This is a genomic window from Meridianimarinicoccus marinus, assembly GCF_040689105.1.
Lineage (GTDB): Bacteria > Pseudomonadota > Alphaproteobacteria > Rhodobacterales > Rhodobacteraceae > Meridianimarinicoccus > Meridianimarinicoccus marinus.
In genome coordinates this window covers 1-20,893 of record NZ_JBFBVU010000035.1, presented here as the reverse complement: position 1 = coordinate 20,893, position 20,893 = coordinate 1, and the positions used below count along the sequence as shown (strand labels likewise).

At 63.5% G+C, this 20,893-nt stretch carries 21 protein-coding genes and 2 pseudogenes; 21 read left to right on the top strand and 2 right to left on the bottom strand.

Annotation, left to right across the window (positions count from 1 at the left end; all coding sequences use genetic code 11):
* The first annotated feature begins 234 nt into the window (after positions 1-234).
* The 13 genes and pseudogenes from AB0T83_RS18080 (at position 235) to AB0T83_RS18020 (ending at position 10,525) form a co-directional block, all read left to right on the top strand.
* Positions 235-405, top strand: coding sequence for a hypothetical protein (locus AB0T83_RS18080; protein WP_366194627.1), 171 nt, complete (start codon positions 235-237; stop codon positions 403-405).
* A 30-nt stretch (positions 406-435) separates the two neighbouring features.
* Positions 436-1,473: pseudogene (cysK, locus tag AB0T83_RS18075) on the top strand (cysteine synthase A); the annotation flags it as partial.
* A 96-nt stretch (positions 1,474-1,569) separates the two neighbouring features.
* Complete coding sequence (locus AB0T83_RS18070; RefSeq protein ID WP_366194633.1) at positions 1,570-1,911, top strand: glutaredoxin domain-containing protein; 342 nt, start codon at positions 1,570-1,572, stop codon at positions 1,909-1,911.
* 354 nt (positions 1,912-2,265) lie between these two features.
* Positions 2,266-2,847: an OsmC family protein gene (locus AB0T83_RS18065; protein ID WP_366194626.1), complete on the top strand. Its 582-nt coding sequence runs from the start codon at positions 2,266-2,268 to the stop codon at positions 2,845-2,847.
* 172 nt (positions 2,848-3,019) lie between these two features.
* Positions 3,020-3,163 (top strand): hypothetical protein, encoded by a 144-nt coding sequence (locus AB0T83_RS18060; protein WP_366194625.1) that lies wholly within the window; start codon positions 3,020-3,022, stop codon positions 3,161-3,163.
* A 29-nt stretch (positions 3,164-3,192) separates the two neighbouring features.
* Positions 3,193-4,443, top strand: a complete 1,251-nt coding sequence (locus AB0T83_RS18055) for a flavin-containing monooxygenase (protein ID WP_366194624.1) — start codon at positions 3,193-3,195, stop codon at positions 4,441-4,443.
* Positions 4,444-4,458: 15 nt separating this feature from the next.
* Positions 4,459-5,631, top strand: coding sequence for an FAD-dependent oxidoreductase (locus AB0T83_RS18050; RefSeq protein ID WP_366194623.1), 1,173 nt, complete (start codon positions 4,459-4,461; stop codon positions 5,629-5,631).
* Positions 5,632-5,753: 122 nt separating this feature from the next.
* Positions 5,754-6,575, top strand: a complete 822-nt coding sequence (locus tag AB0T83_RS18045; protein WP_366194622.1) for an alpha/beta fold hydrolase — start codon at positions 5,754-5,756, stop codon at positions 6,573-6,575.
* Between the two features lie 38 nt (positions 6,576-6,613).
* A complete protein-coding gene (locus tag AB0T83_RS18040; RefSeq protein ID WP_366194621.1) occupies positions 6,614-6,973 on the top strand; it encodes a group I truncated hemoglobin in 360 nt (119 codons plus the stop codon).
* Between the two features lies 1 nt (position 6,974).
* Positions 6,975-8,030 carry an adenylate/guanylate cyclase domain-containing protein gene (locus tag AB0T83_RS18035; protein ID WP_366194620.1) on the top strand — a complete coding sequence of 352 codons (1,056 nt, stop codon included), beginning with the start codon at positions 6,975-6,977 and terminating at the stop codon, positions 8,028-8,030.
* Positions 8,031-8,080: 50 nt separating this feature from the next.
* Positions 8,081-9,526, top strand: a complete 1,446-nt coding sequence (locus AB0T83_RS18030) for a sensor histidine kinase (protein WP_366194619.1) — start codon at positions 8,081-8,083, stop codon at positions 9,524-9,526.
* A gap of 272 nt (positions 9,527-9,798) precedes the next feature.
* Entirely contained in the window at positions 9,799-10,227 is a 429-nt protein-coding gene (locus AB0T83_RS18025) for an Rrf2 family transcriptional regulator (protein WP_366194618.1), read from the top strand.
* Positions 10,228-10,249: 22 nt separating this feature from the next.
* On the top strand, positions 10,250-10,525 hold the full coding sequence (locus tag AB0T83_RS18020; protein WP_366194617.1) for a DUF6522 family protein: 276 nt from the start codon (positions 10,250-10,252) through the stop codon (positions 10,523-10,525).
* 29 nt (positions 10,526-10,554) lie between these two features.
* On the opposite strand, the gene AB0T83_RS18015 is transcribed toward AB0T83_RS18020, so the two are convergent.
* Both AB0T83_RS18015 and AB0T83_RS18010 read right to left on the bottom strand, forming a co-directional pair.
* Positions 10,555-10,935, bottom strand: a complete 381-nt coding sequence (locus tag AB0T83_RS18015) for a hypothetical protein (protein WP_366194616.1) — start codon at positions 10,933-10,935, stop codon at positions 10,555-10,557.
* A 237-nt stretch (positions 10,936-11,172) separates the two neighbouring features.
* A complete protein-coding gene (locus AB0T83_RS18010; protein ID WP_366194615.1) occupies positions 11,173-12,138 on the bottom strand; it encodes a LysR family transcriptional regulator in 966 nt (321 codons plus the stop codon).
* 39 nt (positions 12,139-12,177) lie between these two features.
* On the opposite strand from AB0T83_RS18010, the gene AB0T83_RS18005 reads away from it, so the two are divergent.
* The 8 genes and pseudogenes from AB0T83_RS18005 to AB0T83_RS17970 all read left to right on the top strand — a co-directional run.
* Positions 12,178-13,551 (top strand): ABC transporter substrate-binding protein, encoded by a 1,374-nt coding sequence (locus AB0T83_RS18005; protein ID WP_366194614.1) that lies wholly within the window; start codon positions 12,178-12,180, stop codon positions 13,549-13,551.
* Positions 13,552-13,667: 116 nt separating this feature from the next.
* On the top strand, positions 13,668-14,546 hold the full coding sequence (locus AB0T83_RS18000; protein WP_366194613.1) for a carbohydrate ABC transporter permease: 879 nt from the start codon (positions 13,668-13,670) through the stop codon (positions 14,544-14,546).
* Entirely contained in the window at positions 14,543-15,391 is an 849-nt protein-coding gene (locus AB0T83_RS17995; RefSeq protein WP_366194612.1) for a carbohydrate ABC transporter permease, read from the top strand. Before AB0T83_RS18000 ends, AB0T83_RS17995 begins: the two co-directional genes overlap by 4 nt.
* On the top strand, positions 15,388-16,443 hold the full coding sequence (locus AB0T83_RS17990; RefSeq protein ID WP_366194611.1) for an aldose 1-epimerase family protein: 1,056 nt from the start codon (positions 15,388-15,390) through the stop codon (positions 16,441-16,443). The genes AB0T83_RS17995 and AB0T83_RS17990 overlap by 4 nt, the downstream gene beginning before the upstream one ends.
* Positions 16,444-16,448: 5 nt before the next feature.
* The gene (locus AB0T83_RS17985) at positions 16,449-17,978 is read left to right on the top strand and encodes a sulfatase (protein WP_366194610.1); all 1,530 of its coding nucleotides are present in this window, start codon (positions 16,449-16,451) and stop codon (positions 17,976-17,978) included.
* Positions 17,979-17,980: 2 nt separating this feature from the next.
* Positions 17,981-19,048: an ABC transporter ATP-binding protein gene (locus AB0T83_RS17980; RefSeq protein ID WP_366194609.1), complete on the top strand. Its 1,068-nt coding sequence runs from the start codon at positions 17,981-17,983 to the stop codon at positions 19,046-19,048.
* 134 nt (positions 19,049-19,182) lie between these two features.
* Positions 19,183-20,023 (top strand): annotated as a pseudogene (locus AB0T83_RS17975) (IS5 family transposase).
* Positions 20,024-20,136: 113 nt separating this feature from the next.
* The coding region (locus AB0T83_RS17970; RefSeq protein ID WP_366194608.1) for an IS110 family RNA-guided transposase at positions 20,137-20,893 on the top strand (757 nt) is incomplete at its 3' end.

Genomic DNA, 20,893 nt, shown 5'->3' with positions numbered 1-20,893 from the left:
CAACTGCCGCCGGTTTTGTTTCAAATGTAACAGCCGCGCCCGGCGCCGCCGCGGCCAAGCTGACGAATAATTCATCAAAAACATGGCCTTGCTAGGCTTCAATCGCCGGACATCCGTTGAAATCCTTGAAACGCCAAACCTCCCGAACGGACATGCGACCGCAACACGCCCCGCGCAATCTGGCGTCATCGGCCAGTCAGGCCATCCCGAGACAGACCAGGAAGGACGAAACCGATGGACGCCTCCACAAACACAACTTTCCACATCGATGCTGCGATGGACATCCTGCTGCCGCCCCGCAGTGCGCGCCGGACGCCGCACAAACATCACCGTCTGGATGACTTCGGCGTGGTAGAGTCATTCACGGCCGACCCTCGGCGCACCAGCAGCAGCGTTTTTGGCTGATCTTCGATTTTCAACAGGAGTTCCCACCCCATGACCGGCATCAAGGCCTCGATTCTCGACACGATCGGCAACACCCCCGTCGTCCGCATCAACAACATCGCGCCGGAGGGCGTCGAGCTCTACGTCAAATGCGAAGCGTTCAATCCGCTCGGCTCGGTCAAGGACCGTCTCGCCCTCGGCGTGATTGAGGCCGCCGAACGTGACGGCTCGCTCAAGCCGGGCCAAACGGTGGTCGAGGCCACATCCGGAAATACCGGTATCGGCCTTGCCATGGTCTGCGCCCAGAAGGGCTATCCGCTGGTGCTCGTCATGGCCGAAAGCTTCTCGGTCGAACGCCGCAAGCTGATGCGATTCCTCGGGGCGAAGGTGATCCTGACTCCGGCCTCGGAAAAGGGGACCGGCATGGTTGCCAAGGCCAGGGAACTGGCCGAGGAACATGGCTGGTTCTGGACCCGGCAATTCGACAACCCCGCCAATTCCGAGATCCATGCCCGCACAACGGCCATCGAGATCCTCGACGATTTCGGGGAACAGGGGCTGGATTACTGGGTGTCCGGTTTCGGCACAGGTGGCACGATGAATGGGGTCGCGAAGGTGCTCAAGGCGCGCTCTCCGAACACCCGGATCGTTGCCGCCGAGCCCGACAACTCCGTCCTTCTGGCTTCGGGCATCGCACAGAGTTTTGACGCCGATGGCGCGGCGAACGGATCGCACCCGAATTTCCGCCCGCATCCGATGCAGGGCTGGTCCCCCGACTTCATATCGCAACTGGCGCAGCAGGTGCTCGACGCAGGCCATATCGACACGTTCACGGCGGTTCCGGGGGACGATGCGATGCAATGCGCCAAGGATCTGGCGGCGAAGGAAGGCATCTTTTGCGGCGTCTCGTCCGGCGCGACCTTTGCCGCCGCGCTCCAGATCGCGAAATCGGCGCCGAAAGGATCGAAGATCCTCGCGATGCTGCCCGATACCGGAGAGCGCTACCTCTCCACCCCGCTCTTCGCGGATGTTCCCGAAGAGATGACCGAGGCAGAGATGGCGCTGTCCCGCTCGACGCCGAATTACCGCTTCGACGTCGCCGCAACGCCCGCGCCCGCCGCCGCGCCAGCACCGGCGGCCCCGGATGCCTTGGCCGAAGTCGAGGCGATCATTGCCAGCAAGCCGGTGGTGATCTTCGCGCTGGAATGGTGTGAGTTCTGCTGGTCCGTGCGCAACATGTTTGCCGAGGCGGGGATCGCCTATGACAGTGTCGATCTCGACTCGGTCGCCTTCCAGGAAAGCAACAAGGGCACGCAATACCGGGCCGCCCTGCGCGAGATCACCGGCGCCCCGACGATTCCGCAGGTCTTTGTCGGCGGCCAGCATATCGGCGGTGCCTCGGAAACCTTCGACGCCTTCAACTCCGGCGCGTTGCAGGCCGCGCTTGGCGCTGCCGCGGTCCCTTTCGACCCCGAAATGTCCCGCGACGCCTATTCCTTCCTGCCCAACTGGCTGCATTCCCGGTGAGACTCTACTGAGAGTTTCGCTGATCTCCCGTGAAACGGGAAAAGCGGAAGCCCGGCAGCTCGCCGCCAGCATCGCACGCCACTGGAGAGAGATCCGGACCGATTCTTTCGTGCGCTGACGCCGGTCCATATCCATTTCCGAACGCCCCGCCGGTCGCCGGCGGGGCGTTCCAGTTTGCGCATTCCTGACTTTGTTTCAGTCAGTTACACGCCGCCCGGCGTGGATACATTTGAAACGCGCAAGCCCCTCTCCTGACCGCTTTCTGAAACGCAGCCTCCGTAGAACTGCACTCACGGTCCAATTGGAGCCGCCCCCTCCGGTCCCCCGCGGACCCCAACAACAGGACGATACAAGATGAACACCCAAGCAATGGAAAAGCCCGCAAAAGTCGCCAAGAACGGCGTCGACGTTCCCACCCTCCTGGCCACCATCGGCGTCGTGAAGGATGCGCCGCCTGCCGCACAGTTCCAGTTCCGCGCCAAGGGCGAATGGGTCAACGGCACGCATTCCCGCGCCACGGTCAACGGGTTCTTCGGCGCTGGCGAAGAGCAGAGCCGCGCGCAGGATTTCGTCATCGAAGGCGATCACCCGGCCGTCGTCTGCGGGGCCGACAAGGCGCCGACCCCGGTCGAATACCTGCTTTCGGCGCTGGCGGCCTGCCTGACCGCCGGTGTCGGCAACATCGCTTCGGTCCGCCAGATCGACCTCGACTCCGTGGAAACGACGGTCGAGGGCGATATCGACATGCAGGGTATTCTCGGCCTCGACGACAACGTGCGCAACGGTTTCAATACCATCCGCGCGACCGTGAAGATCAAGGGCGATGCCCCCGCCGAGGCGCTGGAACGGGTGGTGCAGCAGTCCATCGCGCGCTCGGCCGTCTTCGACATGCTGACCAATGGCACGAAGGTCGATGTGACCGCCGTCGCTGCATGATCCGGAGTCTCCGGCGGTCCCCCGCCGGAGACCCTCCCAAACCGCTCTGCAACAGGAAAAACAATATGAAACGCCCCGCTTTCCGCAACGCCATCGCCAAGGCGATGGGCTTTCCCCCGATCCTGCCCGACCGCAAGGCCGGTTGGATTGCCTGAGCCAAGAGGACGCCTTCATGATCCGCTTGAGCCCGCACATCCGCCGTCGCGGCAACACCACACTCCGTGACCGCCGCCGCCCCCATGCCAGTGCCAGTGCAATCGCCCCGGTTTCCCGACACGACCTGATGTCCGCCATCGGCTCGGCGACGGATCGCTGACCCTTCCCTTAGCTTGAAAGACCGCACCAATGGCCCGCAAGACAGACGTTCTCATCATCGGCGCCGGACAGGCCGGGCTCGCTTTGAGCCGGCACCTGACCGCCCTGGATATCGACCATGTGATCCTTGATCGGGGTGCGGTCGGACAGCGCTGGCGGGCAGAACGCTGGGCCTCGCTGCACCTGCTGACGCCCAACTGGATGACGCGCCTGCCGGGCTGGCGGTATCAAGGCGACGACCCGCAGGGCTTCATGCACAAGGACCAGGTGGTCGGGATGCTTGGCCGATATGCACGGTCCTTCGATGCCCCCGTCGCGGAATTCACCGAGGTCGAGAACCTGCGGCAGACGCCCACCGGCTACCGCATCCGCACCAGCAACGGCATCTACGTCGCCCGTTCGGTCGTCATTGCAACCGGAGCCTGTGACCGTCCGGCGGTTCCCGGCTTTGCCGCGTCGATCGCTCCCACGATCGCGCAGGTCACAACGCGTGACTACGTGCATCCGCGCCAACTGGAACCTGGCGGCGTGCTGGTGGTCGGCGGTTCTGCCACGGGTGTGCAACTCGCCGAGGAAATCCACCTGGCAGGCCGTCCCGTCACGCTGGCAGTCGGTGCCCATGTGCGGCTGCCGCGCCGCTATCGCGGTCGGGACATCCTCGACTGGTTCGACCGCTGCGGGATGCTCTCGGAGGCACGCGATCCGGCCGTTCCGACGCACAAGGCGCTGTCGCAACCCTCGCTGCAACTGATCGGTTCGGACCCGCCGCGCGATATCGACCTGCGATCCCTCTCGCGACTGGGGGTCCGCTGCGTCGGGCGGGTTGACGGCGCCGATGGGAACCGGGTTGGTCTGGGCGGCACCCTGGCCGCCGATGTTGCCGCCGGCGAAGTGCGGCGCAAGCGCACGCTGGAGCGCGTTGACAGCTTCATCCGCGTCACCGCCGACCAGGCCGAACCGGCCCCGCAGGGAGATGCCCCCTTCATTCCGCAAGACGCCGCCCTACGGGAACTGGATCTCGCCGCCTTGGGGATCCGGACAATCCTCTGGGCAACCGGTTTCCGGCGCAGCTATCCCTGGCTCGATATCCCCGTTCTCGACCGGACGGGAGAGATCATCCAATGCGGCGGCATCACGCCCTGCGCCGGTCTCTATACGCTTGGCCTGCCCTTCATGCGCAGACGCAATTCCACCTTCATCGACGGTGCCGGGCAGGACGCAGCCGACATCGCCACCCATATCCTGCGTCATCTCGACAGCTCGGCCCACGCCGCCGCCTGACACAGGGAGCCGCCAATGACCCATCTCTCCAATGCCGCCCACTATGACGCCCTGATCGTCGGGGCCCGCTGTGCTGGCGCAGCCACCGCAATGCTGCTGGCCCGCGCCGGTGCGAAAGTGCTTGTCGTTGACCGCGACCCTGCCGGGTCCGACACGATGTCCACCCATGCGCTGATGCGCGGCGCCGTCGAACAACTTGACCGCTGGGGGCTTCTGGACAGACTGATCGTTGCCGGAACACCAAGGGTTGGCTGGACCACCTTTCACTACGGCCCCGAAAGCTATCCCGTAGAGATCCGGCCCAGCGGCGGAATCGACGGGCTCATTGCGCCGCGCCGCAGCCTTCTTGACGGCGAACTCGTGACGGCCGCGCGCGCCGCCGGGGCAGAGGTTCGGCACCGGACATCGCTGGTCGGCCTGGTTCACGACGCGACAGGGCGAGTTCGCGGCGCGCGCCTGTCCCCTGCGCGGGGATCTGAATACGAGATTACCGCAGATCTTGTCATTGGTGCCGACGGCCGCCGGTCCACCCTTGCGCGTCATGTCAAAGCGCGGACATTGATCGAGACGCCCAACCGTTCCGGCTGTGTCTACGCCTATTTCGATGGCATCCGGGACCGGGGCTATCAGTGGTTCTACGACACGCGGGCAACGGCGGGCGCCATCCCAACGAATGCCGGGCTGCACTGTGTCTTTGCCGCTGTCCCGGACGGCGTGTTTCGCGCCGCGCGCCGCGGCGTCGATCCGAAAGCCCTGCTTCTGACCCTGGCAGGCAAGGCGAATGCCGAACTGGCCCGCGAGTTGGCAGAGGCGAAAATGCGGGAACGCCCCATCCTGTTCTCCGGCGCCAACGGGCATTTACGGCAAAGCCACGGACCGGGCTGGGCACTGGTTGGCGATGCCGGCTATTTCAAGGATCCGGTTTCGGCGCATGGCATCAGCGACGCATTGCGGGATGCTGAAATCCTGTCCCGCGAGGTTCTCGGGGCCGAACCCGATGCGCTTGCCACCTATCAGGCGACCCGCGACGCGCTTTCCCACGACTTGTTCCGAACCACGGACCGGATGGCGTCCTACGACTGGTCCCTGCGCGGGATGCAGCGCCTGCACATGCAGCTGAAAGACGCGATGAAAGCCGAACTGACCTGGATGCGGGAGTACTTCGAGCCGGTTGCAACGGCGGCGTGACGGACACTGAAACAAACGAAACACCCGCCGACAACAAGCCGAAACAGTCCCTCGGTAGACCAAGGCAGAGCAACCACACCAGAGACGGTCCCATGCCCCATGAACGTATTCGCACCAACGCCATGACCGCTGGCACCGGTCTTCCGGTCGTCCTTCTGCACGGAAGCGCGATGACGGCCGATAGCTGGAAGGGCCTGCGCGGCTATATCGGAGATCGCTTGGATGTGTGTACGCTCGATATCGCCCGGATCCGGCAACTTGCCGATCTGCGGGCCGGGGCGGTTCCCTCACTGGACGAACTGACCGAGGTGGCCGTGGTGGAACTGGCGCGGATCGGCACCCCGGTCCATCTCGTCGGGCACGACTTCGGCGCGGTGCTGGCCTTGAAGCTCGCAAGCGCCCTCCCCGGCGCGGTTGGCAGCCTGACGCTGATCGAACCCACGGCCTACAACGCTGTTTGCCCCGGTAGTCAGGCAGCCTGGCAAACGCGGCAAGAGGTGCGTGCAACCGTCGCCCATATGCACACCAGCCTGGTCGAGGGCGATGGGTGGCGCGCCATGCAATGCTTCACCGACCTGGTGCACGGGCCGGGCACATGGAGCCTCACCTCGCGCGCGCATCGCAAGGAACTGGCCCTGCGGGCGGGAGAGGCCCTGGCCGACCTCATGGCGATTTCGGCCGACCAGATGGGTCCGGTGGACCTGGCAGGGGTCGTCTGTCCGACGCTGCAGGTCACGGGCGGCAAATCGCACCGAATGAACAAACAGGTGGCGCGAGAGTTGCGTTTCGCGGTGCCCTTCCTGCGGGACGAGATCATTCCTGATGCCGGACACCTCCCGCATCTGAGCGATCCTCATATTGTCGATCCTCTTGTTTATGATTTTCTTGTACGCGCAAACGCACAGTGGCAGGATACCGGGATTACCCTGCGGCATGCTGCCTGAGCCAGCCAGTCATTCTTGGTGAAATGGAGGGAAGAGTTTTGGAAAAGACCCTTTATGACAAGTATGGCGGCTTCTCGACCGTCAGCCGGATTGTCATGTCGCTCTACGAAAAGCTTCTGGAAGACGACGATCTGGGTCCGTTTTTCGACGATGTGGACATGCCGAAACTGATCGACCACCAGACCAAATTCGTTGCGTCCCTGATGGGCGGACCGGCTTCGTTTACCGATACGCATATCGAACGGGCCCACCGCAACATGACGATCGCAGACAGCCATTTCGATCGGCTGAAGACGCTTGTGGACGACACGCTTGCCGAATTCGACGTGGACGCGGAAGACATCCAGACCGTGTTGGGGGCGTTCGAGGCGCGGCGGACCCTTCTGGTCAAGGCCTGACATGTCCATCGAAGCCATCAATGAACAGTTGCTGCGCGCCATTGGTGTCGGCGTGGCGCTCGTCGATCTCGACACGATGGAGCTCAAGTTCCGAAACGACACGTTCCTGGAGTGGTTCGGCGGCGCGGAGGCGAGCGGTCGCGTGGCGGATCTGTTTCCCTCGCTGGACCCCGAAGCCCTGGCGGCGCATCTGCAAACCGACGGAAGTTTCACTTCGGAAACCAGCTTCAAGCTGAAGCGCCGGCGCATGACCGTGGCGCTGGAGTTCACCCGAACCAACGATCCCTCCGAGCGGATTGCGGTGCTGGTGTGCCAGAACATCACCCGCATCAAGGAACTGGAATCGATGATCGACTCCTATTCGATGATGGTGGAACGCAACACGCACGAGATCAAACGCGAGAAGGAACAGGTCGAGAAGCTTCTGCTGAACATGATGCCGCGCTCGGCCTACGAGGAGTACAAGTCCTTCGGTGTCGTTGCGCCGCGGATCTTTGATTCCGTCTCGGTGCTGACGCTGGATTTCGAGGATTTCGACCGCATCCTTGAGGCCAACGACCCGGCGGTTATCGTCAGTGAGCTCAATGACATCTACACCGCGTTCGACCGGATCGGAGAACAGTTCGGCTGCGAACGCGTGCGCACGAATGGCGACAGCTATTTCGCCGTTTCCGGGGTGCCGGACCCGGTTCAGAACCATTCCGAATCCGTGGCGAATGCCGCCGTGCGCTTCCTGCGGTACCTCGCGCGGCGCAACGAGAGCCATCCGATCAAGTGGAACGCGCGACTGGGGCTGGCATCGGGTCCGGTCATCGGCTCTGTCGTCGGCGTTCAGAAATACATTTACGATGTTTTCGGCCCGGCGGTCGAGCGCGCCAGCCGCACCCGTGTGCTGGCGCCGCCAATGGCGATTGCGGCCCATGTCAGCATCCGCGACCTGCTGGATTCCCGTTTCACCCTTGCGCCTCTGGTTCCCAAGCAGTCTCGTCCCGCGCCTCAGGAAGGGCTTTTCCTGCTGACCGAAACCGCGGCTCCTGAGGCGCAGGGGACATTGTGAAACCCGGCTTGGGAGATCGCCTGCCCGAAGCGCCAGACCCACCAGGGGCGGTGTCGATCGGGGAAGCCATCGACCTTTTCGAGGAAGCGGTCGTGTTCTTCGATGCAGAGGCGCGGATCGTTGCGTCCAATGCGAGCTTCCTGAAGACGTTCGACGCCATCCGGGAATTCGTGGCGCCGGGATCCACCTGGGACATCTTCCTGCTGGAGGCCGAGCGCCACGCCCTGCTTGACGTACAGGTCTGCGAGTCCCTGCGGCTTGCCGAAGATCTCATGCTGGAAGGATCCATCGATCCGCCGGCCATCGAATTCTCGACAGACACCCGAAGGGCTTTCGCCGCCCGCCTCAAGGCGATTTCAAATGGCGGCTTTGCGCTCGTGGTGTCGGAAACCTTTGACCACCGCGCCGAGGCGGACTCGGATCGCCTTGCCGAGTTGATGACCTCGAAGGTGCTGGAAGCTTGTCCGGCAAATCTCACGATGTCGCGGATCGGGGACGGGCAGATCCTGTACCGGACCCCGGCGGCGACTGAGCTTCTGGGCACCTCACGCAACATGCGCGACCATTTCATGCACGTCGAGGAACGGGCCGATTTCATCACCGCCCTTCTGCCGGATGCCCGCGTGGATGACATGCGGGTGACCGGTCGGCGCCGCGACGGGTCCGCCTTTGCCGCGTCGCTCTCGGCGCGGCTGATCGACTATCGGGACGAGGAAGTCGTCGTGGCAGAGATGACGGATCTGACCGACGAGTTGACGATGCGGGCAGAATTGGAACGCCAGAAGGATCTCGCGTTCCAGTCCGAAAAGATGTCCGCCCTGGGCGAGCTTCTGGCAAGTGTTGCGCACGAGTTGAACAACCCGCTTTCCGTGGTGATCGGAAACGCGATGATGCTGGGCGAGGAGCCGTTGGACGAAAGCGCAATGAAGCGGGTCTCGAAGTTGAGCGATGCCGCGGATCGCTGCGTGAAGATCGTTCGCACCTTCCTGTCGATGGCCCGCGAACAACCGCTGGAACTCTCCCCCTGCAGCCTCGGCGATTTGGTGGAGACTGCAATCGATGCCCACAAAAGCCACTCCGAAAACACCACGCCGGCGTTGCTGGTATCCCTGTCCGACAGATTGCCGGATGTCATGGTTGACGAGGTTCAGATCGTGCAGGTGATCCTGAACCTGCTCAACAACGCAGAACAAGCGATGGCCGACTCTGCAGTGGGCGATCAGGTGCGCATATCGGCGGACCTCGCGGAGACCAAATCCCTGGTTCGTTTGACCATTTCAGACAACGGGCCAGGCGTTCCGAAGGAGATTCATGGTCGAATTTTCGATCCGCTGTTCACGACGAAATCAAATGGAAAGGGCACCGGCGTTGGACTTGCCTTCTGTCATCGGGTGCTTGCAGCCCATGGCGGATCGATTCAGCTCGACAAATCCATGGGGGGTGGGGCGCGATTTGTGCTGGAATTGCCCGTGGAGCGTTCGGGACTGTTGCGTTAATCCGTAGCGGTTGGCGGCACGCCTTGGGGATGGAAAGCTGGAATCCCGCTTTGGGCGTGTCGGTCCGGAGCCGGCAATCAGCAGATCGTGTCGGTAGGGGCAGGCTCCTTCAAGGCACAACTGGGAGTGTGGATCACCCCGAAGGGCAGGGTGCTGCACGGGGACGCACGAAGACCCTGCACGAAAGGCGTGTCATGGGGTCCGTCGCACAATGTGCTTGTATTCCGGGCGACGCGATTCAATAAGTACTGCAAATACCGATTGGAGCGCCGATGCGACTGACCGCCTTTACCGACTATGGCCTGCGCGCGCTGATGCGGCTGGCCAGCGCGCCCGACCGCGGATTTTCCACCGCCGAGTTGGCCCAGGAATTCGGGCTGTCGCGCAATCACCTGACCAAGATCGTGCAGCGCCTTGCACGGGCCGGGATCGTCACCACGCGCCGTGGTGGCGGGGGTGGCGCCATGCTGGCGCGGCCTTCGGACCAGATCCGGCTGGGCGATGTTGTCCGCGTGCTGGAGCAGGACCAGGCGCTGGTCGAGTGTTTCTCGGACAAGGGCGCTTGCATCATCGACGGCCGCTGCGGGCTGAAAGGCCGCCTGCGGCGCGCCGAGGCGGCCTTCATTGCCGACCTCGACCGTTCCACCCTCGCCGATATCGCGCTGTCCCGGCCCGGGCGGGAGTCGGTGGCCACAGCATGACCGGGCAGTCAGGGGAATAGCGATGAAACTGGAACCGACCGAAAACGGGTTCGAGGCAGACCCGGACGATCTTGCCCGGTTGTTCGACCGCGCGCCGGAGGAGATCCGGCGGATGATGCAGGACGGGGCGATGACCTGCCTGGTCGAGCGCGGCGAGGGTGACGACGCGGGCCGTTTTCGCGTGACCCTGCGCGACGGGGTGCGCCGCGTCCGCCTTGTGGTCGATACATTGGGCAATGTCCTGACGACGACACGCGTGCCTATGGCAGCGCGGAGTGGTGGGACCGGCACCGGCTGACAGCCGGAAAGGGCATTGGCAACGAAAGCTCAGCCCGATCCGCGGCGCGCCGCAAGGGCGATCCCGCCCCAGACCGCGGTTCGAAACGTCATGGCGAGCACCGTTCGCATCTCGAAGGCGCCGCCACGCAGCACATGCAGTCCGAAGCCGGCGAAGACCAGCAGGGTGGCAAGGAAAATGGCGACGGCCAGCGGTGGCGCCCAGGGCCGCCCTTGCCACAGGCCGATGCCCGCCAGGACATAGGCAATCCCCGCGACGGTGTTGAACCAGAGCACGAAGGACACGACCGCGCCCATGTCGATGCCGCCAAGCAGGGTGGTGGTTCCAGAGATCACGGTCAGCAGGCCGAACCCGATTGCCACGATGGCGAGGGTTCGCAGAGTCCGGGTCGGTGGTTGCGTGCCGGTCATCAGTGTGATCCTTCCTTGCGACGTGCCTGCGCATCCGGATGCCGACCCTTGGCACGCCGTCATTGCAGCCCGAAAAAACGTTGTGGCCCGGCATTCGGAAGACGGCGGCGGCCAGATCTGGCACGAAGGGAAGTATACAAGCAATCCGCGCCGCAAGAAGGCGTGCGCAGGATATCGTAATCCCGGTGTCGGGGGCATTGGGTCTTTCACGTGCGCCGATCTTCGGTGCGGGCGGGCCTACCGGGGCGAGGGTTCGGCCTGCGCCTGCAATTCGGTGGACAACATTTTCGAAAACCGACGGCCAAGGGGTGTGCTGACATGTCCGGTCCGGCGGACGATGCCGACCTCGCGCCGAAACGCGAAGCCCTGCAGCCGGAAATGCCCGAAGTCCTGAAATCCCGGCATGGTCATCGACGACTGGGGGGCAATGCTCAGGTAGCGGGTGCCGGACAGAAGTTGACGGATCAACTGGTCGGCGTTTGTCGTGATCTTGACCTGCGGCTTGCGCCCCAGCGACGACAGGAAATGGGCGTCGAGCGCGGCTCGACCCGGCTCTTCCAGATCGGGAACGATCCATTCGCTGTCGAGACATTTCTCGGGCGGGACGATCTTGCCGGAAAACGGATGCTGGGGCGCGCAAATGCCGACAAAGGCATCGGCGAACAGCAACTCCACATCGAAGGCGGGATCGGACATCTCGTTGTTGGCCATCCCGAGATAGAATTCGATCCGGTTTGCCAGAAGCGCCTGGCGCAGGTTGTGGGCGTGGTCGGTGATGACCTTGAACTGCACATTGGGCACTTCGCGGTCGAGGTTGCGAATGGCGTCGCTGGCGACCTGGACAAAGGCCGCCCCGACCCCGATGGCCACGGTCCCCGACGAACCGGCGGCCACCGCCGCCATTTCCGCCCGACTCTCGGCCTCGTCATGCAGCAGGCGCCGGGCGTGGGGCTCCAGCGTCAGGGCAAAGGCGGTGGGCCGCACCCCGCGCGGCAGGCGCCGGAACAGGGCCACGTCGTAATAGGTTTCCAGCGCGCCGATGCTCTTGCTCAGGGCAGGCTGGCTGATGTTCAACTTGCGCGAGGCTTCCAGCAGGCTGGCGCTTTCGAGAACGGCGATGAAATGGCTGTACTGGCGCAGGTTGATCATGGTGCCCCCGGAAAACGCGATGCGTGCGGTATAAGCAAAAGCTGTATAACTCAATGGAAAAGAAGTTAGTAGTTTTACCTTGAAGCGGGCACCATGGCCGCAGTTTCAAGGGAGGAAACCATGGGCTCCATGCCGATCACGCCGCGGGCAATCTCGTTTGTCGTCGCGGCATCACTTGCCGTCCTTGTCGCACCGGAAAGCCGGGCACAGACGCAGGAACCAATCAATATCGTCATCAACCAGTCCCCCTGGCTTCAGGGGTTCGCCAATATCGTCGATCTCTATCAGGAGCAGACCGGCAATACCGCCACGCTGGACGTGAACCCCTATGCCGGCAGTCTTGAAAAACAGCGCAATGCCGTTCGTGCTGCGGAAAGCGAATATGACATCCTGATCGTCAACGGGATCTTCTATCCCGAGATGTACCAGGGCGGCTTTCTGGAACCGCTGACAAAAATCGATGCCGATTTCAGCCTCGATCCGCAGGTCTACACCTTCGATGACACGCTGTGGTACGACGCCGAGGCCAATACGGTGAATGCGGAAACCGGCGATCTGCTGACCATCCCGGTCAATCCCAACATCACCATGATGTTCTATCGCGCCGATCTGTATGAAAAGCACGGTCTGGCCATTCCCGAGACATGGGAGGAGCTTCTGGCCAATGCCAAGACCATTCAGGAGGCCGAAAACATCGTCGGCATGATGCAGCGCGCGGCGCGGGCCACCATTTCGATCAGCTGGGACTACTGGCCCTATCTGAACAGCTATGGCGGAGCGTTGTTTCGTGACGAGGGCAACGGCGATTTCTTCGTGACGCTGAACAGCCCCGAGGCGCTGGAGGCCTTGAAGATGTACCTGCAGATCGCCCAGGAGGCTGGCCCGCCGAACCCGGCTTCCATGGATCAGGCGACGCTGATCCAGTACCTTGTTACCGGTCAGGCCGCCCATGCGATCCTGCCCGTGGCGGCACAGTCGCAGATGGACGATCCCAACAAATCGGCTGTGGTCGGCAAGATCGGCTACATGAACCTGCCGCATGCGTCGGGCGGCGAAAGCGCGCCGGCAATCGGTCACTGGCTGGGCGGCATTCCGAAAAACATTCCCGATGGCCGCAAACAGGCCGCGCTGGCCTTCCTCGACTGGTTCCAGCAGCCCGAAACGCAGGTGGCCTATGCGGAAATGGGCGGCTCGCCCATCAGTGCCGCGGCCTATGAAGGGGCGTTCTCGGAAAAGCCTGAAAACCGCTACATGCCGGTGATGCGCGAAGCGCTGCCCACTGCGCGGCGGATGTGGACGATCCCGGAAGGGGCCGAGATCGTGGCCGTGACCGAGGTGGGCCTCAACCGGGCCGTCGCTGGGGAGATCGGACCGGTGGAGGCGCTGAACTCAATGGCTGCCGAGATCGAGAAGATCATGCAGGATGCAGGCTATGAAACCGGTCGTTTGCCCGATCTGGCGGACTGATCCGAACAGACCCCGCTGACTGATCCCAACGGGCCGCCCTTTGCGGCGGCCCGTCCGAAACCGGCCCGCCCGCGCCCCGCACGCCGGCACGGGGGCCAAGCTTACTGGACATGACAATGGCAACGGTCAAAGCCAGCCGCCCGGTCAGGATGATGACCGTCCTGCCGGCGCTTCTTTTCCTCGTCCTTCTGTCGGCGCTGCCGCTGGCCAATCTGCTGGCGCTCAGCTTCGCCAAGGTCACCTGGGTCGAAGGCCATGCGCAATGGGACTGGGTGGGGCTGTCGAACTACCGCGCGCTGGCCGAAGATGCGCTGTTCAAGGCGGGCATCCTCAACACGCTGATCCTTGTCGCCGTGGCCACCACCTTGCAGGTCGGCATCGGGCTGGCGCTGGCACTGATCTGTTCGCGGCTGGGACGCAGCGCCAGGATCTACCGCACGCTGTTCCTGCTGCCAATCCTGATCCCCGGTATCATTATCGGCGCGATCTGGAAGCTGATGTACAACACCCAGTTCGGTATCATCAATCAGACGCTCGGCCTGTTCGGCCTTGGACCCGTCGACTGGTTGGGGTCCTCGTCGCTGGCGCTGGGGTCGGTGATCGCGGTGGATGTCTGGCACTGGACGCCGTTTTCCTTCCTGCTGCTGCTGGCCGCGGTCGAGGCCCTGCCGCGCGACGTGTTCGAGGCAGCGCAGATCGATGGCGCCGGGGCCTGGCGCACCTTTCGCCGGATCACCCTGCCGCTGCTCTGGCCCGCGATCTTCACCACCTTCGTGTTCCGCGCCATCATAGCGTTCAAGGTATTTGACGAGGTCTACCTGCTGACCGGCGGCGGGCCCGGCACCTCGACGCAGGTGATCAGTTTCACGATCTACCAGCGGTTTTTCGTTCAGGACAGCGCCGGCTATGGCGCCGCCATGTCCGTCTTCGTGATGTTTCTTGTCGCGCTTGTCATCGGCGTCGCGATGACCCGCCAGAAGGCCAAAAGCCAATGAGTGTCGCACCCCGCCGTTTCACGTCACGTCGCGCCGTGACCATCTTGCTGCATGGCGCGCTGGTCGCCGCCGCAGTCCTGACGCTGTCGCCGTTCCTGTGGATAGCACTTGCCTCGCTGAAAACGCAGATCGCGCTTTTGATGGGGACCGTCACCTTCAAGCCGGTGGCGATGAATTATTCCGAGGTGCTGTTTGGCAATACCTCGACTTTCACCCGCAATTTCATGAACTCCGTCATCGTGGCCTCGGTCAGCACGATCATCGCGCTGGGGGTGGGGTTTCTGGCCGGGTATTCACTGTTGCGGATGCGCTGGCCGCGCGCGGTGGTGAACCTGTTCCTGCTGTGGGCCGTGGTGTTCAACCTGGTGCCGCCGGTCACGCTGGCCGGCGCCTGGTACGAGGTGTTCCGGCTGGTCGGCCTGACCAATTCGCTGACCGCCGTCATCCTCGCGCACACCACCCTGCATCTGCCGATGGCGCTTTGGCTGCTGTCGTCTTTCCTGCGCGAAATCCCCAACGAGCTGGAAGAGGCCGCCGTGGTCGATGGCGCGGGCTTTGTCCGGCTGATGCGCCGCGTGGTGGTGCCGATCATGATGCCGGGGCTGGTGTCGACGGGCATCCTGATCTTCATCTTCTCGTGGAACGAGTTTCCCGTGGCGCTGGCGCTGACCAACAACCAATCCGCGACCGTGCCCGTGGGCATCGCCAAATTCGCGCAGGAGAACGAGATCAAGTACACCCAGATGGCCGCAGCGTCGGTGCTCTCGGCGATCCCGGCCCTGCTGGTGCTGATCTTCTGCCAGCGCTTCATCGTGAAGGGCCTGACGGCGGGGGCGGTGAAATGAGCCCGGTGCCCGACATGACCACCCTGCGCCGCCGCCACGCCAGCCTCGACGCCTATGCCGGCACGCGGCTGGTGACGCTTGAAGACGGACCGGCGCGCGGGCTGCGGATCATCGAGATGCGGTCGGGCGGCGGGCTGGATGCGGAAATCGTCGTCGACCGGACCTTCGATATCGGCCGTCTGGCGCAGGACGGGGAAACCCTGTCCTGGCACACGCCGAACGGCGATCGTCACCCGGCGCTGATCGACTCGCAGGGCGATGGCGGGCAGGGATATCTGCGGGGGCTGTCGGGCTTTCTGTCGACCTGCGGGTTCGACCACATCCGCCAGCCCGAGACCCTTCCGGCTCGTGATCTGCCGTTGTATCCCGGCGACCAGATCGCCTATCCGCTGCACGGCCACGGCGCGCAGCAGCCCGCCCGGCTGATCGGTCACGGGCTGTCCGAAGAGGGTCCGACGCCGTATCTGTGGTGCGAGGGCGAGGTGGTGCAATCGATGACCTTTCGCGGCGCGCTGCGGTTGCGGCGGCGGATCGAAATACCGCTGGGTGGCACCGAGTTGCGCCTCCGCGACCGGGTCGACAATATCGGGCCGCATCCGGCGCCCAGCATGATGCTCTATCACTTCAACCTCGGGTTTCCGCTGGTCGATGCCGACAGCCGTCTGGTTCCCGGCCCGGCCGAGGAGCTGTGGCAAAGCCTGCCGCATGATCCCCGCGCGCCCTTTGGCCCGCCGTCCGACAGCTACCAGTCCGAGATCTCGGTACATCGCCCGCAGGGGCCGGGTCTGGCCACTTGCCGCCTGATCAACCCCCGGCGCGGGCTTGAACTGTCGATTTCTTTCGATGTGGCAACCCTGCCGTGCCTGCAACTGCTGCGGCTGCGGGGGGCGGGATACTACATGGCCGGGATCGAGCCTTGCACGACGGTGCATCGTTCCCGTCAGGCGGCCGATCAGGCCGGCGAACTGCCCTTGCTGGCACCGGGCGAAAGCCGCGATTTCGCCCTCGACATCTCGCTTGCGCGACCCCAATCCATTCTTCCGAAAGCCTGACCCCCATGCGTGCGATCTTTGTCCTCTTCGACACCCTGAACCGCCATTACCTTGAGCCCTATGGCGGCACCGAGATGGAAACGCCCAATTTCCGGCGGCTGGCGGACCGCTCGGTACGGTTCGACAATCACTATGTCGGCTCACTGCCCTGCATGCCCGCGCGCCGCGATCTGCAGACCGGGCGGCTGAACTTCCTGCACCGCAGCTGGGGACCGCTGGAACCCTTCGACGTGGCCATGACCGAGGTGCTGAAACAGGCAGGCATCTACAGCCACATGATCACCGATCACTACCATTATCTTGAGGTCGGCGGCGCCGGCTACCTGAATGCCTTCAGCAGTTTCGAGGCTGTGCGCGGGCAGGAGGGCGACCGCTGGAAGGCCGATCTTGTGCCCCCGCTCGAGGACTGGCGCGCCGCCTATCACCCGGCCCAGTTCAGCGACCGACCGGGCGACATGCGCTATCACAACATGGTCAACCGGTCCCAACGGCTGAGCGAGGCAGATTTCTCCTCTGTCCAGTGCTTCGACCTTGGCTGCGATTTCCTTGACCGCAATCAAGCCGCCGACGACTGGTTCCTGCAGATCGAAACCTTTGACCCGCACGAGCCCTTCGATGCCCCGGAACGTCTGAAAGAGGAATTCGCCGCCGGCGGGAATGGTCCCGTTCGTGACTGGCCCCCCTATGCAAAGGTCACCGAGGGCGCGGCCGAGGCCGACGAAATGCGCGCCAACTACAAGGCGTTGCTGGCCCATTGCGACGAACAGCTCGGGCGGCTGCTGGACAAGATGGACGCGCTGGAGATGTGGGACGACACGATGCTGATCGTCTCGACCGATCATGGTTTTCTGACCGGAGAGCATGGCTGGTGGGCCAAGAACAAGATGCCCGCCTATCAAGAGATCGCGCATATTCCGCTGTTCATCCACCACCCCGCCCATGCGCATCGCGGCGGAACGGCCCACGGCGGATTGTTCCAGACCCCCGACCTGATGCCGACCATTCTGGACGCCTTTGGCTGCGAAATGCCCGCCGCTGTGCGCGGCCGGTCGTTGCTGCCTGCATTGGCCGATCCGGGCGACCCCGGCCACGAGGCGGTGATCTTCGGCTATTTCGGCGGCGCGGTGAATGTCACCGACGGGTGCCACGCGTATTTCCGCTATCCCGAAGACATGCTCGGACAATGCCTCTACCAATACACGCTCATGCCGTCGCACATGCTGGTGCCTTTCGGTCAGGAAGAGCTGGGCGCCGCGACGCTGACCGATGATCTTGACTTTGCGGCGGGCTTTCCGGTGCTGAAAGTCCCGGTCCCGCCGTCCTCGGCCTGGTTCCAGTCGCATGGGCCTGCGGTGATGGAGCCCAGCAAGTCGCTGCTCTACAACATCGAAGCGGACCCGGCGCAGCAGACCCCTGTGCAGGATGCGGCGATCACAGACCGGATGACAGCGCTTCTGTGCACCGAAATGACGCGGCAGAACGCGCCCCCCGAAGCCTTTGGCCGGCTTGGCCTGAACATTCAAAAGGAGGCGTGAGCATGGCGCGCATGAGTATTCGCAACCTGCGCAAGGCCTTTGGCGCGGTCGAGGTTCTGCACGGGCTGGACATCGAGATCGCAGACGGGGAATTCATCGCGGTTCTGGGGGAAAGCGGCTGCGGCAAGTCCACCTTCCTGCGCATTGTCGCCGGGCTGGAAGACGCCACCACCGGCGAGATTGACATCGATGAGCGCGAGGTGACCCATCTGACCCCGAAAGAGCGCGATATCGCCATGGTGTTCCAGACCTACGCGCTCTACCCCCATATGACCGTCCGCGAGAATATCGAGTTCCCGCTCGAGGTTCTGGGCCAGTCGCGCGAGGAACGCACCCGGCGCTCGGACGAGGCCGCGGCGCTGTTGAACCTGGCGCCCTACCTTGACCGCAAGCCCCGAGACCTGTCGGGCGGGCAGCGGCAGAGGGTGTCGATGGCCCGCGCCATCGTGCGCGAACCCAAGGTGTTTCTGTTCGATGAGCCGCTCAGCAATCTGGACGCCAAGCTGCGGGTGCAGATGCGTGGTGAGATCCGAAGGTTGCAGCAACGTCTGGGCGTGACCGCGATCTACGTGACCCACGATCAGGTCGAGGCGCTGACCATGGCGGACCGGGTGATGCTGATGAACGGCGGCCGGATCGAACAATTCGCCCCGCCGCTTGAGCTTTACGATCACCCGGCCAGCCTGTTCACGGCCGGGTTCATCGGCAGCCCGCCGATGAACCTGTTCGAAGCCACGGCAACAGCCCCGGGACGGGTCGCGGCCCTCGGCACGGAACTGGCGGCCCCGACAGGCGCGGCGCGGGAGGTGACCCTGGGCATCCGGCCCGAACATCTGGAGATAGTGCAAGGCGGGCAGGGCCATGTCACCGGGCGCGTCGACAGCGCCGAGAACACCGGCGATCGGTTGATCCTTGCGGTCGAGGTGGACGGCCAGATGCTGAATGTCAGCATGTCGGAGCGCCGTCGCCTGACCCCCGGCGATACGGTTGACCTGGCCCTGTCGCCAGAGCGGCTGCATGTCTTCGACCGGTCAACCGGGTTGCGGATCGAAGGCAACGGGGCGGGATGACCCGTCAAAGCGGTCAGGTCAGCCGCCGGGTGCGGAACTCCGATCTCGATATACCGCCCTGGGCTCTGGACCTATTGATTTGGTTGCCGTCGCCGCACCGGGCTGCTTCAAGTTCCTGAACTTCAGGAGGCGTGTTGAGTAACTTGTTTTGGCTGACAGACGCGCAGATGGCGCGTCTTGAGCCCTATTTCCCGAAGTCTCACGGCAAACCTCGCGTTGATGATCGGCGAGTGCTGAGCGGGATTATCTTCATCAATCGCAATGGCTTGAGATGGCGGGACGCGCCGCGCGAATATGGTCCGCACAGTTGAAGGCGACCGTGGCCCCAGTGGGGCCGCGAAAACGTCGGAAACGCTCTACAACCGTTGGAAGCGGTGGAGCGACAAGGGGGTCTTTGCGCAGATGATGGCCGGGCTGGCAGCTGAGCACGGTGAGAAGAAGACAGTCATGATTGATGCGACTTACCTCAAGGCACATCGCACGGCGTCCAGCCTGGGCGTGAAAAAGGGGGGCGTGGTCGCCTGATCGGTCGGAGTTCGAGGATCAGGAACGGTCCGGGGGACCGTTTTCCCGAGGACTGGCGGCATGAACACCAAGCTGCATGCCATCTGCGACAGCAAAGGCCGCCCGATCAACTTCTTTGTCTCCGCCGGTCAGGTTAGCGATTACATTGGTGCCCGGGCTCTGGTCAGCAACATACCGGACGTCGATTGGTTGCTCGGGGACCGGGGATACGATGCCGATTGGTTCAGAGAAGCGTTGCAGGACAAAGGGATACGCGCCTGCATTCCCGGCCGAAAGCAACGCAAGAAACCCGTCCGCTACGATAAGCGGCGCTACAAAAGGCGTAACCGCATCGAGATCATGTTCGGCAGGCTCAAGGACTGGCGTCGCGTCGCAACACGGTATGACAGGTGCCCAAAGGTCTTCTGCTCTGCCATCGCACTCGCCGCTCTCGTCATCTACTGGCTGTGAAACTCAATGAGATGCTGTAACGGGGCCTGCGTCGCGCACTGCCCGTTATGGCTTGCAAGATCAGGGGCAAGCTGTCGCCGTTCCCGTATTGGATCCATATGGAGGACGACGGGATGAGACTGTTTGTCGGACTGGACGTGTCGCTGGCGAAGACAGCAATCTGCGTACTCAGCGAGCATGGCAAGATCATCAAGGAGGCCGAAGTAGCGAGTGAACCTGAGATGCTGGTACGCTGGCTGGGCGATCTGGACGGCAGAATTGCCGCAATCGGCCTCGAAGCCGGTCCGTTGTCACAATGGCTGCACCGTGGGCTGAAGGAAGCGGGTTTGGGTGCTGTCCTCATGGAAACGCGCCAAGCGAAAGGTGCCTTGAAGGCGATGCCGATCAAGACGGATCGTCGGGATGCCGAGGGGATCGCACGCCTGCTTCACCTTGGCTGGTTCCGCCCAGTTCATTGCAAGTCCGTCTCGGCGCAAGAGGTCCGTGCCGTGCTCGGAGCCCGGAAGGCGGTTCAGCAAAGCATGATCGCCCTGGAAATGTCGCTGCGGGGACTGCTGCGGAATTTTGGCCTGAGGGTCGGCGCGATCTCTCGCGGCAAGTTCGAAAGGCGCATTCGGGAACTGGCGGATGGCAATCCCATGCTGGAAATTGCGACAGAGCCAATGCTTCGAGCCAGAGCCGCCCTGCGTCTAGAACTCACCACCCTTGAGAAGCAGGTGCGCCAGCTCGCCCAAAACGATCCAGTTTGCCGCCGCCTGATGACGATACCTGGAGTCGGGGCTGTCGTGGCACTGACCTACCGTTCGGCCGTAGATGATCCGGCTCGCTTCACCTCATCGAAGAGGGTCGGCCCTTGGGTCGGGCCGACGC

Coding starts and splice junctions, on each gene's coding strand:
- AB0T83_RS18080 (WP_366194627.1), top strand. CDS start 235: ATGGACGCCTCCACAAACACAACTTTCCACATCGATGCTGCGATGGAC.
- AB0T83_RS18065 (WP_366194626.1), top strand. CDS start 2,266: ATGAACACCCAAGCAATGGAAAAGCCCGCAAAAGTCGCCAAGAACGGC.
- AB0T83_RS18060 (WP_366194625.1), top strand. CDS start 3,020: ATGATCCGCTTGAGCCCGCACATCCGCCGTCGCGGCAACACCACACTC.
- AB0T83_RS18055 (WP_366194624.1), top strand. CDS start 3,193: ATGGCCCGCAAGACAGACGTTCTCATCATCGGCGCCGGACAGGCCGGG.
- AB0T83_RS18050 (WP_366194623.1), top strand. CDS start 4,459: ATGACCCATCTCTCCAATGCCGCCCACTATGACGCCCTGATCGTCGGG.
- AB0T83_RS18045 (WP_366194622.1), top strand. CDS start 5,754: ATGACCGCTGGCACCGGTCTTCCGGTCGTCCTTCTGCACGGAAGCGCG.
- AB0T83_RS18035 (WP_366194620.1), top strand. CDS start 6,975: ATGTCCATCGAAGCCATCAATGAACAGTTGCTGCGCGCCATTGGTGTC.
- AB0T83_RS18025 (WP_366194618.1), top strand. CDS start 9,799: ATGCGACTGACCGCCTTTACCGACTATGGCCTGCGCGCGCTGATGCGG.
- AB0T83_RS18020 (WP_366194617.1), top strand. CDS start 10,250: ATGAAACTGGAACCGACCGAAAACGGGTTCGAGGCAGACCCGGACGAT.
- AB0T83_RS18015 (WP_366194616.1), bottom strand. CDS start 10,935: ATGACCGGCACGCAACCACCGACCCGGACTCTGCGAACCCTCGCCATC.
- AB0T83_RS18005 (WP_366194614.1), top strand. CDS start 12,178: ATGGCCGCAGTTTCAAGGGAGGAAACCATGGGCTCCATGCCGATCACG.
- AB0T83_RS18000 (WP_366194613.1), top strand. CDS start 13,668: ATGGCAACGGTCAAAGCCAGCCGCCCGGTCAGGATGATGACCGTCCTG.
- AB0T83_RS17995 (WP_366194612.1), top strand. CDS start 14,543: ATGAGTGTCGCACCCCGCCGTTTCACGTCACGTCGCGCCGTGACCATC.
- AB0T83_RS17990 (WP_366194611.1), top strand. CDS start 15,388: ATGAGCCCGGTGCCCGACATGACCACCCTGCGCCGCCGCCACGCCAGC.
- AB0T83_RS17985 (WP_366194610.1), top strand. CDS start 16,449: ATGCGTGCGATCTTTGTCCTCTTCGACACCCTGAACCGCCATTACCTT.
- AB0T83_RS17980 (WP_366194609.1), top strand. CDS start 17,981: ATGGCGCGCATGAGTATTCGCAACCTGCGCAAGGCCTTTGGCGCGGTC.